The organism is Brevibacillus sp. MS2.2 (assembly GCF_013284345.1).
Taxonomy (GTDB): Bacteria; Bacillota; Bacilli; order Brevibacillales; family Brevibacillaceae; genus Brevibacillus; species Brevibacillus brevis_C.
Genome location: NZ_JABSUZ010000040.1, coordinates 1 through 17,412, shown reverse-complemented (window position 1 = coordinate 17,412; position 17,412 = coordinate 1). Strand labels below are relative to the sequence as shown.

The 17,412-nt window shown below is 48.7% G+C and carries 17 protein-coding genes and 4 tRNA genes; 17 read left to right on the top strand and 4 right to left on the bottom strand.

Annotated features, from left to right (window positions below):
* The 6 genes from HP568_RS25405 to nadA all read left to right on the top strand — a co-directional run bounded on the left by HP568_RS25405 (position 1) and on the right by nadA (position 6,712).
* The gene (locus HP568_RS25405) at positions 1 to 453 is read left to right on the top strand and encodes a threonine/serine exporter family protein (RefSeq protein ID WP_173630563.1); all 453 of its coding nucleotides are present in this window, start codon (positions 1 to 3) and stop codon (positions 451 to 453) included.
* Positions 425 to 1,852 (top strand): tRNA lysidine(34) synthetase TilS, encoded by a 1,428-nt coding sequence (gene tilS / locus HP568_RS25400; RefSeq protein ID WP_048035583.1) that lies wholly within the window; start codon positions 425 to 427, stop codon positions 1,850 to 1,852. The genes HP568_RS25405 and tilS overlap by 29 nt, the downstream gene beginning before the upstream one ends.
* The gene (gene hpt / locus HP568_RS25395; RefSeq protein ID WP_048035584.1) at positions 1,849 to 2,388 is read left to right on the top strand and encodes a hypoxanthine phosphoribosyltransferase; all 540 of its coding nucleotides are present in this window, start codon (positions 1,849 to 1,851) and stop codon (positions 2,386 to 2,388) included. Before tilS ends, hpt begins: the two co-directional genes overlap by 4 nt.
* Positions 2,389 to 2,457: 69 nt before the next feature.
* Positions 2,458 to 4,410, top strand: a complete 1,953-nt coding sequence (gene ftsH, locus HP568_RS25390; protein ID WP_048035585.1) for an ATP-dependent zinc metalloprotease FtsH — start codon at positions 2,458 to 2,460, stop codon at positions 4,408 to 4,410.
* Positions 4,411 to 4,761: 351 nt separating this feature from the next.
* Positions 4,762 to 5,631 (top strand): HAD family hydrolase, encoded by an 870-nt coding sequence (locus tag HP568_RS25385; RefSeq protein ID WP_173630562.1) that lies wholly within the window; start codon positions 4,762 to 4,764, stop codon positions 5,629 to 5,631.
* 136 nt (positions 5,632 to 5,767) lie between these two features.
* A complete protein-coding gene (gene nadA / locus HP568_RS25380; RefSeq protein WP_017246967.1) occupies positions 5,768 to 6,712 on the top strand; it encodes a quinolinate synthase NadA in 945 nt (314 codons plus the stop codon).
* A gap of 60 nt (positions 6,713 to 6,772) precedes the next feature.
* Here nadA and HP568_RS25375 read toward each other — a convergent pair whose 3' ends face one another.
* From HP568_RS25375 to HP568_RS25365, 3 genes are all read right to left on the bottom strand, one after another.
* Entirely contained in the window at positions 6,773 to 8,065 is a 1,293-nt protein-coding gene (locus HP568_RS25375) for an FtsW/RodA/SpoVE family cell cycle protein (protein WP_173630561.1), read from the bottom strand.
* A complete protein-coding gene (locus HP568_RS25370; RefSeq protein ID WP_173630560.1) occupies positions 8,062 to 8,397 on the bottom strand; it encodes a PadR family transcriptional regulator in 336 nt (111 codons plus the stop codon). The genes HP568_RS25375 and HP568_RS25370 overlap by 4 nt, the downstream gene beginning before the upstream one ends.
* 111 nt (positions 8,398 to 8,508) lie before the next feature.
* Positions 8,509 to 9,000 (bottom strand): PCYCGC domain-containing protein, encoded by a 492-nt coding sequence (locus tag HP568_RS25365; RefSeq protein WP_048035589.1) that lies wholly within the window; start codon positions 8,998 to 9,000, stop codon positions 8,509 to 8,511.
* Positions 9,001 to 9,192: 192 nt separating this feature from the next.
* Between HP568_RS25365 and HP568_RS25360 the strand changes: the two genes are divergently transcribed.
* The 7 genes from HP568_RS25360 (at position 9,193) to HP568_RS25330 (ending at position 15,754) form a co-directional block, all read left to right on the top strand.
* On the top strand, positions 9,193 to 10,158 hold the full coding sequence (locus HP568_RS25360; protein WP_173630559.1) for a metal ABC transporter substrate-binding protein: 966 nt from the start codon (positions 9,193 to 9,195) through the stop codon (positions 10,156 to 10,158).
* 132 nt (positions 10,159 to 10,290) lie between these two features.
* Positions 10,291 to 11,061, top strand: a complete 771-nt coding sequence (locus tag HP568_RS25355; protein ID WP_007729940.1) for a metal ABC transporter ATP-binding protein — start codon at positions 10,291 to 10,293, stop codon at positions 11,059 to 11,061.
* Positions 11,062 to 11,096: 35 nt separating this feature from the next.
* Entirely contained in the window at positions 11,097 to 11,936 is an 840-nt protein-coding gene (locus HP568_RS25350; protein ID WP_173630558.1) for a metal ABC transporter permease, read from the top strand.
* Between the two features lie 39 nt (positions 11,937 to 11,975).
* Positions 11,976 to 12,401, top strand: a complete 426-nt coding sequence (locus HP568_RS25345; protein ID WP_016740938.1) for a Fur family transcriptional regulator — start codon at positions 11,976 to 11,978, stop codon at positions 12,399 to 12,401.
* 115 nt (positions 12,402 to 12,516) lie between these two features.
* Positions 12,517 to 14,139 carry an L-aspartate oxidase gene (gene nadB / locus HP568_RS25340; protein ID WP_173630557.1) on the top strand — a complete coding sequence of 541 codons (1,623 nt, stop codon included), beginning with the start codon at positions 12,517 to 12,519 and terminating at the stop codon, positions 14,137 to 14,139.
* Positions 14,126 to 14,974 carry a carboxylating nicotinate-nucleotide diphosphorylase gene (gene nadC / locus HP568_RS25335; protein WP_048035593.1) on the top strand — a complete coding sequence of 283 codons (849 nt, stop codon included), beginning with the start codon at positions 14,126 to 14,128 and terminating at the stop codon, positions 14,972 to 14,974. Before nadB ends, nadC begins: the two co-directional genes overlap by 14 nt.
* Positions 14,975 to 14,986: 12 nt before the next feature.
* Positions 14,987 to 15,754 (top strand): type III pantothenate kinase, encoded by a 768-nt coding sequence (locus HP568_RS25330; protein ID WP_048035594.1) that lies wholly within the window; start codon positions 14,987 to 14,989, stop codon positions 15,752 to 15,754.
* On the opposite strand, the gene HP568_RS25325 is transcribed toward HP568_RS25330, so the two are convergent.
* Positions 15,749 to 16,180 carry a GNAT family N-acetyltransferase gene (locus tag HP568_RS25325; protein WP_173630556.1) on the bottom strand — a complete coding sequence of 144 codons (432 nt, stop codon included), beginning with the start codon at positions 16,178 to 16,180 and terminating at the stop codon, positions 15,749 to 15,751. The two genes, HP568_RS25330 and HP568_RS25325, sit on opposite strands and share 6 nt — an antisense overlap.
* Before the next feature lie 757 nt (positions 16,181 to 16,937).
* Between HP568_RS25325 and HP568_RS25320 the strand changes: the two genes are divergently transcribed.
* The 4 genes from HP568_RS25320 (at position 16,938) to HP568_RS25305 (ending at position 17,383) form a co-directional block, all read left to right on the top strand.
* Positions 16,938 to 17,030, top strand: a tRNA-Ser gene (locus HP568_RS25320).
* Between the two features lie 16 nt (positions 17,031 to 17,046).
* A tRNA-Glu gene (locus HP568_RS25315) sits at positions 17,047 to 17,120 on the top strand.
* Positions 17,121 to 17,153: 33 nt separating this feature from the next.
* Positions 17,154 to 17,229, top strand: a tRNA-Val gene (locus tag HP568_RS25310).
* A gap of 77 nt (positions 17,230 to 17,306) precedes the next feature.
* Positions 17,307 to 17,383: transfer RNA gene (locus tag HP568_RS25305), tRNA-Met, on the top strand.
* Positions 17,384 to 17,412 lie beyond the last annotated feature (29 nt).

Genomic DNA, 17,412 nt, shown 5'->3' with positions numbered 1-17,412 from the left:
ATGTTGTTACAAGGATTGGCGCTTAGCTTCGCCTCTTCAGTAGCGTGGTGTGTGCTGTTCAATGTGCCGGTTCGAACAATCGTAGCGGGTGGTTTCGCCGGAGTGATCGGTTTTCTCGTCTACTCCATTCTTCCTGTCTACGGTGCAGAGGTCTTGTTGTCGACGTTTGTTTCAGCTGCTGCTGTCTCTTTGCTCAGTCAGCTCTTATCTATTATACTGCGGGTCCCTTCTACGAATTTTAGTGTCGCGGGCATTATTCCACTGGTACCGGGATCGTTGGCTTACAAAGCCATGCTTGCCTTCGTGAATAATGATTATGTCGGAGGGATTACTCTGGCGACCAAGACATTGATGGTGGCCGGCGCGATTGCTTCTGGACTTATATTTGGAATTTCGGTTCTGACGATTTGGAAAGGAGCCCGCTATGCTGGCAAGCGTGCGCAACGAGATTGAGTCCGAGGGGCTTTTGCTTCCAGGTGAGACTGTTGTTGTCGGAATTTCCGGCGGCAACGATTCTACCGCACTGTTGCATATATTGGCTTCTCTCAATAAACAATACCAGTATCATTGGAAGCTGCATGCTGTCCATCTGAACCACGGCTTTCGTGGGGAAGAAGCAAGACAGGACGCACTCTATGCAGAAGAGCTGTGTCGTGAACTCGGCGTGGCCTTCCACCTCTTTGAGTATGACGTCCCCGCTTATATGGAAAAAACGGGACTGGGCGGGCAAGAAGCAAGTCGCGACATTCGCTATCGGCTGTATCGAGAGGTAGGTCTGGCGCAAGGAGCGACCAAGCTGGCATTGGCCCATCATGCTGACGATCAGGTGGAAACGATTCTTTTTCGTTTTGTGCGAGGCAGTAGGCTACAAGGTCTGACAGGGATGCCGAAGCGAAGAATGCTTGCGGATTGCCCGATTGAGCTCGTGCGTCCGCTCTTGCATAAAACGCGTCAAGAACTGGAAGGCTACTGTCGGGAACATCATCTCTTCCCCCGTGAGGATAGCAGTAACCAATCGCGCAAGTATACGCGCAATCTGCTGCGCCTGGATGTCATGCCCATATTGGAAAAAGTGAATGACAAGTATCGGGAGCATATCTTGGCTACCGCGGAGGCAATCCGGCAGGACGAAGCGCTTTTAATGAGGCTGGCTATTGAGCAGTTGGAAATGGTAACGATTAGGAAAAAGCCAGAAGCATTTTTGATGGACAATGACAAGTTTCAAACTTGTGACGTTGCTTTACAAAGGAGAATGATTACTCTAATATTAAGTTATCTCTCAAAACATACCGAATGGTCTTCGCAACATGTGGAGACCGTTTTGCACATGCTAGGGGGAAGTCGCCCTTCTGCGGAATTGCATTTGCCGAATGACCTGGTAGTCGACCGGGTGTACGAGCGAATCACATTTCGTCGTAGAAAGCGACAGGATCGCATACATACGTATAGTTACGAGCTCGCCGTTCCCGGTGTAACCTGGATTGACGAGAGCAAGGCCACGGTACATATTACTTACCTGGAAGGTCCCATGGATTGGGAGCGACTTCCGGCGAATGAAGCGGTCTTTGATGCCGATCAGTTGCCAGGATCGCTGTATTTGCGTAACCGAAAACCTGGAGACCGCATCACCCTGTTTGGCTCAGCAGATGGAAAGAAGCTAAAGGATTTATTGATTGATGCCAAATTTCCGCGAGCTTGGCGTGACAAACTTCCGCTTTTGACGGCGGGCGATGAGGTGATTTTGGTACCAGGTGTGCGCCGTTCCGCCGTAGCGCCTGTCAATGGACAGACCAGGCGTTTTCTACACGTGCGGGTAGAGTTTGGAGAAGATTGGCGGGAGGTTTTTTCATGAATCAAGACATCGAGAAGATTTTGCTATCAGAAGAGGATATCGCGGTAAAAGTTCGAGAATTGGGTGAGACGCTGGCTGCAGAATACAAGGATAAAAATCCGTTGGTCATCTGCGTGCTGAAAGGTGCAGTCATTTTCATGGCTGATCTGATCCGTCACATGAACATTCCGTGCGAAATGGACTTCATGGCAGTTTCCAGCTACGGAAGTGGAACAGAGTCCTCTGGCATGGTGAAAATCTTGAAGGATCTCGATACATCTGTGCAAAACAGACACGTACTGGTTGTAGAAGACATCATGGACAGTGGACTGACACTGAGCCGCTTGGTAGAGCTGTTGCGCCATCGGGAAGCTGCTTCTGTAAAAGTGGTGACTCTCTTGAATAAACCAGAGCGTCGCAAGGTGGATATTTCACCGGATTACAAGGGTTACGATGTTCCAGACGAATTCGTTGTGGGATATGGCTTGGACTATGCTGAGCACTACCGTAATCTGCCTTATATCGGTGTATTGAAGCCTGAGGTCTACACGAAGTAGGTTTGTTGTGGAGACCGTACTTTCTATGATAAAATGTGAAAAGTGTCTGTTCGTGAGAGGAGGTAAGGAATGAATCGCTTTTTTCGTAATACCGGGTTCTACCTACTGATTTTTCTTGTCACGGTCGGGATCGTGAATTTCATCCTCTCCGGTACTGATAAGGTTGGGAAACTTACATATCAGGAATTCCGGGTACAGCTAAAAGCTGACAACGTCACTGAGTTGGCGCTTCGACCAGAGAATGGTACTTACAGGGTCGAGGGTACGTTGGCAAAAGCTATTCCGGGACAGGAAAGCAACAAATTTTTTACCAATGTTCCTTTGTATGACTCAGATGTTGTTAAGCTAGTCGAAGAGAAAATCGATGCACAAAAGGTGAAGAATGTAGCGTTCAATCCTGCGGAGGGCAACAGCATTTGGCTCACGTTCTTGACCTCTATCATTCCTTTTGTCATCATCTTCATCCTGTTTTTCTTTCTTCTGAACAATGCCCAAGGTGGCGGAAGCCGAGTCATGAACTTCGGTAAAAGCCGCGCGAAGCTTTACAACGAAGAAAAGAAACGCGTTACCTTTGACGACGTAGCAGGAGCGGACGAAGAAAAGGCTGAGCTGGAGGAAGTCGTTGATTTCCTGAAAGACAACCGCAAGTTCAATGCGGTTGGCGCTCGTATTCCAAAAGGGGTACTGCTCGTAGGTCCTCCGGGTACAGGTAAAACCTTGCTCGCACGCGCTGTTGCAGGCGAAGCTGGTGTACCGTTCTTCAGTATCTCCGGTTCTGACTTCGTGGAAATGTTCGTTGGGGTGGGTGCATCCCGCGTACGTGACCTGTTTGAAAATGCGAAGAAAAATGCTCCTTGCATTATCTTTATTGACGAGATTGACGCCGTGGGTCGTCAACGCGGAGCTGGACTCGGCGGCGGCCACGACGAACGCGAGCAAACTCTCAACCAGTTGCTCGTAGAGATGGACGGTTTTGGTGGAAACGAAGGGATCATCATGATCGCTGCGACCAACCGACCTGACATTCTCGACCCAGCTCTCTTGCGTCCGGGACGTTTTGACCGTCAAATTACAGTGGATCGTCCTGATATCAAAGGCCGTGAAGCGGTATTGAAGGTTCATGCCCGTAACAAGCCGATTGGCGAAGACGTGAAGCTGGAAGTGATTGCTCGTGGTACATCGGGCTTCACGGGTGCAGATTTGGAGAACTTGCTAAATGAAGCGGCTCTCTTGACTGCCCGCAGAAACAAAAAGCAAATCACGATGACGGAAGTAGATGAAGCGATTGACCGCGTGATTGCAGGTCCAGCGAAGAAGTCTCGCGTAGTGAGCGAAGACGAACGCCGTCTGGTTGCCTTCCATGAAGCTGGTCATACGATCATCGGATATCACCTGAGAAATGCAGAAATGGTACATAAGGTAACAATCATTCCGCGCGGCCAAGCTGGCGGATACACAGTGATGCTGCCGAAGGAAGACCGTTTCTTTGCTACCAAGACAGACCTGCTCGACAAAATCGTCGGCCTGTTGGGTGGACGTGTTGCGGAAGAATTGGTGCTCGGGGATATTAGTACCGGGGCGCATAATGACTTCCAACGCGCGACTGCTATCGCTCGCAGCATGATTACCGAATACGGAATGAGCAAGCTCGGACCGATGCAATTCGGTAAGAGTCAAGGTCAGGTATTCCTGGGCCGCGACTATGGCAATGAGCGTAACTACTCTGATAAGATTGCCTACGAGATCGATCTCGAAATGCAAAATATTATCAACGAGTGCTACGCAAAGTGTACAGAATTGCTGACGAAGCACCGTGATCAGCTCGATCTGATTGCAAACACGCTGCTCCGTGTAGAGACTCTCGATGCTGACCAGATCAAGCAATTAATCGAAACAGGTAAAATGGATAACGATCCAGATGCAAATAAAGATGTGGTCGTGAATATTCAACCGAAGCTGGAAGAAGTAGAAGTAAAAGAAGAACCAAAGCAAGAAGATACAAACGAAGAACCGAAACAATAAGGGGCGCCTCAGGTGCCCTTTTTTGCTATAAATATTATGGGTGTTTAGCTCCTAAGTTTTAAAGGTTTCGATGAACCAATAAAGCTAGTGAGAAGAAAAAGCACAGGGCTCGTAGCCCTTGACAACGCCAACCCAGTCGGAACTTTAAAAAGGGGACCACGCTTGTCGAACACTTCTTCCTTGAGAAACTTCCGCCCGTAGGGTGGCTTTGGCTCGACGGTCCGCTTTTTAGAGTGGAGACGGCCAGTGAATCCTCATGCTGGCGTGTCAGAGTCGAAGAGAACTGTGCTTTTTCTTCTCCTCCACTATGTTGACTCAATAGCAAATCAAAGCGAATGAGAGGGATTGGATATGTTGCTTACACCAGGCATGGCTGCATTTGACATGGATGGAACCTTACTGACTCACGATTCAAAGCTGACAGAAGGGACGAAAGAAGCACTTCGCCAATTGCAACAGCAAGGCTGCAAACTCGTTTTGTCTACGGGCAGGATGTATGGCTCCGCTCAAATGCCGATTGATTCCTTTCCTTTTGACGGGTATGTCTGTAGCAATGGGGGCGCTGTTTTTGAAGGGGATGGCACGCTGGTCCGTCGATGGCTCCTTCCTACTGAGATGGTAATCGGTGCGATCCATGCACTAAGGCAAGAAACAATTTATTATGAGCTTCATGATACCAACAGCAATCCCTGGATGATCAAAGAAGACCGTGAGCGTTTGGAAGCGACGATGAGTGAGGACGCATCTGTGGAAGGATTCTCGATCTTGAATTTTCCTTACTACAGGCTCGCTCGTGTAGAGCCATTGGCAGAGATGCTGGAAAAAGTGGAGTCCGGGGAAGTAGAAATCGTCAAATTCTTCATCTGGCATAATGAACCGGATCGTCTGGAGTGGGTGAAAGAGCAGCTGAAGCCATGGAGCGAGCAAGTGACCATCACTTCATCCGGAAAGCAGAATGTCGAGGTGATTCCTCAAGGGGTTTCCAAATGGGAAGGGCTTCAATACTTCTGTGAGAAATGGGGAATCTCCCCAGAGAAAGTAATGGCATTTGGCGATGCAGAAAACGATCGTGAGGCATTAACGGGCGCAGGGTATTCCGTCGCGATGGAAAACGCTTCTGACGAGATCAAGCAGGTGGCCAAATATATCGCCCCACACCACAATGAGGAAGGCGTTGCCCGCTTTATTCGGGAGCGTGTTCTCGGAGAAAAAGGCGAGTAAGAGTATGAAAAGCAGAAGCTGTGTCTGTACAGGCCGGTTTCTGCTTTTTTCGTTCAAAATGTACCACGTTGACAAGGTGAGGTTATACGCTTACAATGACCGTAAATTATGACACCACCGTAGGGGGATTTTTTCCATGGACGCTTTAGCGTTAGAAAAAAAAGCCCAGCGCAACGCTGAGTTACGTGAACGACTGCTGCAGTTGAAGAAAGAGCGTAATGCCATCATTCTTGCTCACTTTTACCAACGTCCCGAGATTCAGGAGGTCGCTGACTTCATTGGAGATTCCTTTGGATTGGCGCAGAAAGCGAAAGAAACGGATGCCGATGTGATTTTGTTCTGTGGGGTTCACTTTATGGGAGAAAGTGCAAAAATTCTCAATCCCCAGAAGACCGTCATTATTCCCGATGAACGGGCTGGCTGTCCAATGGCGGACATGGTGAACGTAGACGGACTCCGCAAGCTCAAGGCACAGCATCCAAATGCAAAAGTAGTGGCTTACATCAATACCTCTGCGGATGTGAAAGCAGAAACCTACATCTGCTGTACGTCGTCCAACGCGAAGCGCGTGATCGAGTCGATCGACAGTGATGAGATCATTTGGGTGCCGGACAAAAACCTCGGCCACTATGTATCCCAATTCACGGACAAGAAGATGATCATTTGGGAAGGGTACTGCAATACGCATGACCAACTGTCTGTAGAAGATATCATGACGTTGAAGCAGCAGCACCCAGAGGCTGTGGTTGTCGTTCATCCGGAGTGCCGCCCAGAAGTGGTATCCCTGGCTGACTACGTTGGTTCCACGACCGGAATTTTGAAATACTGCCGTGAGTCTTCGCACAAAGAGTTTATTATCGGAACGGAAGACGGCACACGCTACATGCTGGAAAAGGACAGCCCGGACAAAACGTTCATTTTCGCTTCCAAGTACCTCGTCTGCCCGAATATGAAGGTGAACAACCTGAAGAAGTGCGTCGAGGCGCTGGAGAATATGAAACCGGAGATTTTTGTTCCGAAGGATGTTGCTGATGCGGCACGTGCTTCCTTGGAGCGGATGCTAGCGGTAGCGCCAGCATAAGGGGCAGTCTCATAAAAGGGAAAAAGGAGTAGAGCACAGGGGCTTTACTCCCTTTTTCTTTTAAGAAGCTTTGGTCAATGGCTGGATGTCTTTCCGGCGGTAAATGTTCAGGACGAGCCCCATCAAGGCCATTTGTAGTACGGTATGCACGGTGCCAAACCCGACGAATGGCAGATTCACAGATATTGGCGGAACCAGACCGACCGTCATGAAAATACTCCAGAAAAACGGGGTGAAAAAGAGAACAATCATGCCGGATAACAGCAAGGAGCCATAAACATCTTTTACCCGTTTGATGGCATGGAGGAAACGAAGCATAAGCACAACGCCCAGAATGAAAAAGGCCATCCCTACAATTGGTCCAAAAATATATACCATGTAAGCAAAAATAAAGTCAGATTCAAGGGCGGGCAATGTATCTAGAGAGGCCCCGAAGCCTTGGCCCCATAAGCTCGCTGACTCGACGGCTTTCAAGGATTGAATGATGATATATCCGTTTCCATCCGGGTCAAGATAAGGATTCAGGTAGTAAATCAGACGATCTAACTGATAAGGTTTAGCGAAGAGGTAAACCATTCCACCGACACACGCAATAACCATAGCGAGGAAGCCCAGAACAACAGGCTTAGTAGGCTTGGCAGCGATCACGAGCGCGATAAAGCCGCCGACGTACAAGAGAACGGCAAATTCGTACTCGCCAAACGCGAGAAGCAGGCAAGGGGGCAGGAAGTACGCAAACGCTTTGACGATCGAATAGCGATTGTTCTCCTTCCACTTGCTGAAAATTCCTGCGAGGGCGACGGTGAATAAGAAGGGGCTGATCCCAATAAAATCGATGGGAAAGCTTCCAATATCGAGATACTGGATACCATTCATAGGCTTTCCTTCTAGAAGTGTATAGAGGAGTATAATCAACGTGTTGAAATACAACGCCTCACTAAAAAGCTTCAATTTACTGTAATCCCAAAAGAGAATACCCACGAGGACGACTGTTCCGATCACGATGCCGAACAGTTGTCTCTCGATCAAATTTTTACTATCTTGCGCGATATGAAGCGAATATAGTGTAACAAGCCCGATGGCGATCAAGGTTCCTACAATCGAAACAATTCCCCACTCCATCCGCGGTTTATGCGCCTGATGGAGGTGACGCCCTACATCGACAGGATCACCCATCTCCGCAATGGCAATCCGAGTCGCTTCATCTTCCCGATATCCAGCCTCACGATAATCCTCGATCTTTTCGGCGAAATGATTCTCCAACTCTAGCGTAATGGCTGGATGAACCTCTTTATTCTTAATCTGACCGCAAACCTCTTTTATGTAATGCGCAATTCGCTTGTTTTCGCTCATATAGGCTGTCCTCCCAATACGGAGTCAACAGCGGTACGAAAAGATTCCCACTCCTGTTTTTTCTCTTTCAGATGCTTCTTGCCTTCGCGGGTGATTTGATAATATTTGCGTTTTCGCTCTCCTTCCCCCTCACTCCAAAATGCTTCCACCTTTCCATCAGACTCAAGGGTATGGAGAATGGGATAGAGGGTGCCTTCCTTGAGAGACAGCACACCATTCGAGCTAGTTTCCATCGTTTTGATCATCTCATAGCCGTACATCGCCTTTTGTTCCAGCAAGGTAAGAATGAGAATGACCGTACTGCCTTTCATCAACTCTTTGTTAACTGCCATAGCTACCTCCTTATACCTCGGATTTCGATACCTCGAATATCTATGCATCATTCTATCCCATAAAAGGGAAAAAAGAAAGACCTCCTCGTCGGGAAGTCTTGTTATATGTGCTTAGGACGGCATCGGGGTAGGAGTTGGTTTTCCGTAGCCTTGCCCATAGGTTTGGTCTATGTAGTTACGAATTTCTTTTGTAGATTTGCCTTCTTCTTTCATCTTGCCGGAAATAACGGCGATTTCCATGCATACGCCGCAGCGAGTGCCGTGGTCATCCCAGACGATGGAGCCATCAGACTTTTCTTCTTTGATGAAGCAGTTGCCATTATGCCCGTGTCCAGCACTTTCACCACAACCACAATAGCATGGAATGGATTTGAGCAGCTCACGGTTGGCCGCAGCAACTTTGTAGGAGCCAATAATGACAGGGTCTTGGTTGTCTAAAAATTTCGGTAGCTGATCAGCGGAAGCAGTCAATTCCTGCAAATCACCATTGGGGGCGTGCTGCGTGTGATCGCTATGATTCTGTTCAGCTTGGTCAGTAGAGCCACAGCCAGTAAGCAGAGCTGCGGTGATAAAAGTAATGGCTAACCATGATTTACGTTTCATCTTGGACATACCTCCTGCCAGTTATTTTATCATAATGAGATGGAGAAATTGTGAAGCTGGGAGAGAAGATGTGCACTTATAACATTTAAATCGGAATAAATCCTATTTACTTTTTAGGCTCCTCTCCGTATAATGAAAAACGACGAGAACGTAAATCGGAATCATTTTGAATTGGAGCAGGAGGAAATAGAGATGAAAAGAGCTATGTTGGCAGCCCTCAGTTTCATTACGGCAGTGGGGCTTGTGGGATGTGGGGCAGCGAACGAAACGACTGGTACTCCGCAAACTGGCAGTGACGCGTCCGGGAAGCCAAAAGTATACACGACAATTTATCCATTGGAATATGTAGCGAAGCGAATCGGCGGTGAGCACGTGGAGGTAACGAATCTGGTTCCCGCTGGCGTAGAGCCTCACGACTTCGAGCCAACCGCAAAAGACATGGTCGCTCTGTCGGGAGCAGATATCTTCGCCTATAACGGCAGTGGTTTGGAGCTGTGGGTAGAGAAGGCTGTAACCAACCTCGACAAAAACAAGACAACGATCGTCAATGCGACGGAAGGTCTCGAGCTGATCAGTGCAACTGAGCATGAGCATGAAGGAGAAGAGCACGCGGAAGAGGCGGGGCATGACCACGGGGACCTAGATCCTCATGTATGGCTCGATCCGATGCAACTGAAGGCGCAGGCAGAGAAGGTTAAAAATACGCTCGTGCAAAAGGATCAAGCACACGCTGTCGATTACGAAAAGAACTACACACAATTAGCAACAGACCTGGAGCAGCTTGATAAAGAGTTCAAAGACATGGTTACACAAGCGCCGAAGAAAGAATTCATGGTTTCTCATAGCGCATTCAGTTATATGGCAAAACGCTACGGGCTGGAGCAAGTATCGATCTCTGGTGTCAACCCTTCTGAAGAGCCATCCACGGCTGAGTTGAAGAACTTGGTGGAGCATATAAAAGAACATAACATTTCGTATGTGCTGTTCGAGACGCTGGTTTCTCCGAAGGTAGCGGAAGTGATTGCGAAGGAAGCTGGCGTGAAGACGGCTACGCTCAATCCGCTGGAAGGTTTGACGGAAGACGATGTAAAGGCGGGTCGTGATTACTTGTCCATCATGCGCGACAATATGAATACATTAAAGACTGCACTCCAATAAGTTTTCCCTCGAAAAGATGTCGCTTACCAGGCGGCATTTTTTCAATAGTAGGATGCTTGTGGTTCGGGCAAAATCGTAGTACGATGAAGGGAATCAAATAAGAACAAATCCGATTTAAGGGATGGATATTTCATGGAACCAAATAAACAAGAGGTGCCTGTCATTAAGCTCACAGGCGTCTCCTTTCAATATGAAGACAAACAGGTTCTCGATGAGGTTGAATTCACACTGGAACGCGGAGACTTTGTGGGTATCGTCGGGCCGAACGGATCAGGGAAATCTACGCTGATGAAGCTGATTTTGGGTCTGTTGACGCCAAACAAAGGGACAGTGGAGCTGTTCGGGCAACCACTATCCAAGTTTCGTGAATGGAATCGCATTGGATACGTCGCTCAACAGGTCGCGCATGGAGCGGGTGGATTTCCGGCGACGGTGCGAGAAGTCGTGTCATCTGGATTGGTCGGCAAAGTGGGCCTTTTTCGCAGACTGACGAAACAGCATCATGAGAGTGTACGGGCTGCGGTGGAGCGTGTCGGCTTGTTGGAAAAGCTGGATCAACGCATCGGCAACTTGTCTGGTGGGCAATTGCAGCGCGTATTTATAGCGCGAGCTCTCGTAGCTGAACCGGAGCTGTTGATCCTCGATGAGCCAACAGTCGGGGTCGATCAGGAATCGATCGATCAATTCTACAGCTTGCTTCGTTCACTAAAGGAAGAGAACGGATTGACGATGATGATCGTCAGTCACGATGTGGGAGTCATGTCGCAATGGGTGACCAAGGTGGCTTGTGTGCAGAAGAAAATTCACTTCCACGGAACAGCGCACGATTTTGAGCATAACCAAGAAAAAATCTTGCAAAGTATGTACGGTGATTCGGTCAGACTGCTGTCTCATCATCATTAAGCTTTGTAAATAGGTAAGAAAGAAGGAATATGCACATGCTTGCTGATTGGTGGCAGTATGACTTTTTGCGTTATACCCTGTTTTCAGGGATTTTAATTGGCCTGATCTGCCCTATTTTGGGCACGTTTCTCATTGTTCGTCGCTTGTCGATGATGGCAGATGGCTTGTCACACGTCACGCTGTCCGGCGTAGCTGCCGGGATGCTCATTTCCAAAAAGGTCGCCTTCTTCTCCGCAGTCAATCCGCTGTTTTTCGGGATGTTATTTGCGGTGATCGGTTCGTTGTTCATCGAGCGGCTGCGGAAGGTGTACAAAGCGTATCAGGATTTGGCGATTCCGATTATTTTGTCCGCAGGGCTTGGGCTGTTTACGGTATTGATCAGTATTGCAGACGGTTTTAATGCAGATTTGTATTCGTACTTGTTCGGAAAAATCGTGACGGTGTCCATCGAAGACCTGTATGCGCTGATTGGTGTGGCAGTTGTCGTTTTGGGGACGGTCTTGTTGATTTACAAGGAGCTTTTTGCGGTCTCCTTCGACGAGGAATTCGCTCGCGTCTCTGGCGTGGCAAGGCGCTCGATCAACTTATGGTTCATGGTGCTCGTCGCTCTGACGATTGCGGCCTCCATGCGTATTGTCGGTGTCCTGTTAATCTCGGCGCTGATCACGCTCCCGGTGGCTGCCAGTTTGCAAATCGCGAAAAGCTTTCGTCAAACAATTTTCTTGTCGATTTTGTTCGCGGAGTTTTCCGTGTTGAGCGGTTTGTATTTTGCCTATCTCCTTGATTGGGCATCTGGTGGTACAATTGTACTGATGGCAGTATTGGTTATGCTGGCAGTATTAAGTGTAAAGAAGCTGCGGGTCGCTTTCCGGTAAGAGTTATCCGGATATGACAAAAGGAAGGAGTGTTTGTCGATGAAAGTAGAAGAAGCGCTGCAAATATTGAAAGAACATGGTTTCAAGTATACCGGCAAGCGGGAGGAGATGATTCGAATCTGCGCGGCCGAGAAGCGATACCTGTCTGCCAAAGATATTATGGAGAGAATCAAGGAGCAGTATCCAACACTCAGCTTCGATACCGTCTATCGCAACATTTCCACTTTTGTTGAGCTGGGGATTCTGGAAGAGACGGAGCTGGACGGGGAAGGCAGATTCCGTTTGGCCTGTTCGACAGATGGACACCATCATCACCATGTAATTTGTACCGAATGTGGAAAGACTTCTTCTTTGCCGGGATGTCCGATGAATATCATTTCCGCTGTACCGGAAGAGTTTCAAGTGACGGGGCACAAGTTCGAGGTATATGGCACGTGTAAGGAATGTGTAACGCATTCGAATTAATCGGATAGAGAGGAGTGCTCGCTTTTGCGGGCACTCTTTTTTTGCATCTCCTTCAAGCGTGTATTTGCTATAATGGGTGGAAAATCATCAGTTACAAGAGAGAAGGGACACAGTCATGATTCCCCGTTATATTGTGGACTTTGATTTGCACACCTTACCTCGGATGAGGGCAGATGTAGCTGTTATTGGAGCAGGAATTGCTGGGTTGTATACGGCGTTGCAAACGAGTGAGTATGCGGATGTGGTGTTGATCAGCAAGAAGGGACTCGATGATAGTAACACACGCTGGGCTCAGGGAGGAATCGCTGCTGTAACAGCCCAATCTGATTCTCCTGCCCTTCATCGACAGGATACGTTAATCGCTGGAGCAGGTCTTTGCTCGTATAACGCTGTGGAAATCCTGGTGCACGAAGGCCCTGATCGCTTGCATGAACTGATTGCATATGGAACGGAATTTGACCGTGATGAACAAGGGCAGTACGAGCTGACACAGGAAGGCGCGCATAGCAAACGACGTATTTTGCATGCGAATGGAGATGCCACTGGGGCAGAGATCGTCCGCGCTTTGTCCAAGCGTGTGATGGAGCAGCCAAACATTCAGGTTTTGGAATATCATTTTGCAGTAGATGTCATCACGCAGGATGGCGAATGCGTGGGTGTCCTCGTCCGGAAGCCGGATGGCGAACTGTTTTTCCTGGAAGCGACAGCAACGGTACTGGCTACAGGCGGAGCAGGTCAGCTTTACCGTTACACGACGAATCCACAAATCGCTACGGCAGATGGGATTGGCATCGCGTATCGGGCGGGGGCCCGCATTAAAGATGTGGAATTTATCCAGTTTCATCCGACTGCGCTTTACTATCCGGGAGCCCCGCGCTTTTTGATCTCGGAAGCCGTTCGTGGAGAGGGTGCTATTTTACGTAACAGCAATGGTGATCGCTTCATGGACAAGTACCATCCACAAAAAGAGCTGGCGCCGCGTGATATTGTGGCACGGGCGATTGTCTCTGAGATGGAACAAACGAAGTCTACGTTCGTGTATCTCGACATTACCCACGAATCAGAGGAGCTTATTAAGCGGCGTTTTCCGACGATTTATAATTTTTGCTTACAATACGGTCTCAATATGGTGACAGATTGGATTCCAGTAGCTCCTGCTTGCCATTATATTATGGGTGGGGTCCAGACTGATTTAAACGGGGAGACTTCGACGAAGCGGCTTTTTGCATGCGGGGAAGCATCCTGCACAGGGGTACATGGAGCGAATCGACTGGCCAGCAACTCGTTATCGGAAGCGGTTGTATTCGGTCACCGGATCGCGGAGCGGATCAAGCAACTGGCTGATATGCCGAGCATCCATCCTTTCCAGGTTGTTTCCAAGCAAAAACTTCCCCAAGCGTTCAATACACGTGAACAACGATTGAAAATGCAAAAGCTCATGCTGCGGCATGTTAGTGTGAAGCGCGACGAAAAAGGATTAACGAAAGCATTAGCAGAGCTTGCACGAATGGAGCAATACTACCAGTATGAGCCTGAGAGCCTGGAAACGTTTGAATTCTTCAATCTGCTGAATGCTGCCGTCTTGACAACGAGAGCGGCACTTTTACGGGAAGAAAGCAGAGGTGGGCATTATCGTACTGATTTTCCGAATAAAGACGACTTGGTGTGGCGCAAGCATTTGATCCAGTCTGTAGAAGATGGTGTCCAAGAGGAGTGTGAGAAGCATGATGTGGAATAAACGGGAGCTTCAGCGAAAAATAGAGGAATGGCTACAGGAAGACGTGGGATTTGGTGATGTGACGACAATGAGCACGATTCCTGAATCGGAGCAGGGTGTCGGCATTTTATATGCCAAGGAAGCGGGAATCGTGGCTGGCTTGCCGATTGCGGAGCAAGTATTTGCCACGGTTGATTCGACCCTCGTTTTTGAGGCAAAAGTAGAAGAAGGAGCAAGGGTGGAGGTTGGTCAGCAAATCGCCGAAGTCAGCGGTTCGGTTCGTTCAATTTTGAGCGGGGAGCGGCTTGCCCTTAATTTAATGCAACGTTTGTCTGGGATTGCTACGAAAACGAGTGAATACGCCACAGCCGTCGCAGGGACAAAAGCCCGGGTTGTGGATACGAGAAAGACCACGCCAGGCCTTAGGGCTTTGGAAAAATACGCGGTTCGTGTCGGGGGAGGCTACAATCACCGTTTTGCCTTGTATGATGCCGTGATGATCAAAGACAATCATATCAAAGGAGCGGGTGGTATCGCACAGGCTGTTGCAGCGGCACGCGCGGTTATTCCTCATACGATGACAGTCGAGGTAGAAGCCGAATCGTTCGAACAGGTTCAGGAAGCATTGGCAGCAGGTGCAGATACGATCATGCTCGACAATATGTCCCTCGATCAAATGGTGGAAGCCGTGGAGTATATCAATGGACGGGCCGTTGTAGAGGCATCTGGTGGTGTGAGTTTGGAGACGATTGGTGACATTGCAAAAACGGGTGTAGATATCATTTCGGTAGGGGCGCTGACTCATTCTGTCAAAGCGTTTGATATCAGCCTCGATCTGAATACACGCAAGCGGTAAGGAGCGACCACGATGTTATTGGTGATCGATATAGGCAACTCCAATATTGTGTTGGGCTTGTATGAAGGCGACGAGCTCCAACACCATTGGAGAGTGTCCACAGATCGTAACAAAACGGAAGACGAGTACGGCATGCTCGTCAAAAGCTTGTTTAGTAGCGTGGGGCTTGGCTTTGAACAGGTGAGAGGCGTCATTATCTCGTCTGTCGTGCCGCCTCTAAACCTCACGATTGAACGTATGTGCGGGAAATACATGCAACAAAAAGCGCTGATTATTGGACCGGGTATCAAGACGGGACTGAACATCAAGTATGAGTATCCGCGAGAGGTAGGTTCCGATCGAATCGTGAACGCTGTTGCTGCGATTCATCATTATGGAGCGCCACTCATTGTTGTCGATTTTGGTACAGCGACGACCTTTTGCTATGTGGACGAGCGAGCGCAGTATTGGGGCGGGGCGATTGCTCCCGGCATTGGGATATCGACTGAGGCACTCTTCACTCGTGCTGCCAAGCTGCCGCGAATCGAAATCGCCAAGCCTGCAAGTGTAGTTGGTCGTAATACGATAGCGGCGATGCAGTCCGGCATTTTCTACGGGTTCGTCGGTCAGGTCGAAGGCATTGTACGTAGAATCATGGACGAATACGGTACGCGACCTACCGTAGTTGCTACGGGAGGGCTGGCAGCACTTTTTGCCAATGAGACCTCTTGTATCCATGTCGTGGATCAGAATCTAACGCTAAAAGGACTTCGTTTGATCTATGAGCGGAATCAATCATAGTGGATGGCGAACGTACTTGCAGAAAAACATTTCAGGATCATCAGCATCTAGGTGAGTCAGGGTTCCGCAGTGAGCGTATCCGAGCTTCTGACAGAGGCGTTGGATTCTTTCGTTGGAAAGGTTAGTAGAAGTAAACAACTTCTCCGTAGGGGAGATTGTTTCCAGAAAGCGCATCATCTCCTCGCCAACCCCTCGGTTCTGATAGTGAGGGTGAACAATGAGTAGATGAATAAAGCTGTTCTTAAAAAACGATTGATTGATGATGGCAAAACCGACGATATTCATGTCGATTAACGCCAAGTAGCAATGCCCGTGCTCGATGGCTTCTTTAAGTTCAGATGAACGACTGGTTGAACCGAGCACCATAGCATCAATCGTACAGACAGCAGGAATGTCTTGAGGAGTAGCTAGACGGATCGAGGTCATCCAATTCAAATCCTTTCTACTTGTAAATCGCTGCTAATGTTGTATGGAATGGAAAAAGGGTGTTAAACTACTGGTAGAGATATGGATAATCCGACATATAAATAAAGGAGCCAATACCGTTGCAGCGGCAAGGCTCCTGAGACAAGTAGCTGTGGCACACCCACGGCGCGCATGATTACAAAAACAGCGAACCCACCGTCAGGCGGTCAACCTTAGGCGGTGGGTTTTCGCTTGTTACGCCACTTTCTTATCCATCGGTAGAGCTTCCTGCTGCTAAACCAGAGGCTTAGCAAGGTTGCCAGTACTTTTAGGAAAAGGTAAAGCGTGCCGAGCGAGACCATCAGCATCACCCCCTTTACAGGAAGCTGTGCCGTGGTCTTCCACCGCCAGTCTTGTCTCAAGTTAAATTATACCATTTGAACAATCCCTATGGTGAGTTCTCTTGTTAGTGTAGATACGAGCTGGCTCGACAAAAAGAGTGGTATTCGGCGAGTAACATTGCTACTGACAGGTAATGATATGTACGTAATTCACATCCGTATATGGGGACAGAGAAAAAAGTTGAGATTTTCATTACTTTTCGTTGACAGCACATGCTCCACGCGCTACAATGGCTATTGTGCCTAGCAGAAAAGTTATGTCACATTGAACTTTTTAAGTTTCTTTTAAAAAGTTCTTGCGTTTCTGATGAATGCATGCTAACATATGAATTCTGGAAGGCAAACAAGCGGATCACTTTGATCCACTTCAAATATACGGATGGATGTCCGAGCGGCCGAAGGAGCACGATTGGAAATCGTGTAGGCGGTGTCGAACCGTCTCGTGGGTTCAAATCCCACTCCATCCGCCATCACTTTCTTAGAAATGGCCCGTTGGTGAAGCGGTTTAACACAGCAGCCTTTCACGCTGTCATACAGGGGTTCGAATCCCCTACGGGTCACCTAGCAAAACGCCCTGCAATCGCAGGGGTCCTGGAGGCTTAGCTCAGCTGGGAGAGCATCTGCCTTACAAGCAGAGGGTCGGCGGTTCGATCCCGTCAGCCTCCACCACTTATATTAATGGACAGGGAAAGTCAGCTAAAAGCGCCAGTTTTGTGGCAACACTGACACTCAGTCGTCCTGACTATCGCGGGATGGAGCAGCTCGGTAGCTCGTCGGGCTCATAACCCGAAGGTCGCAGGTTCAAATCCTGCTCCCGCAACCAAATCTTCTACTTGTACTTCGTTGAGTAAT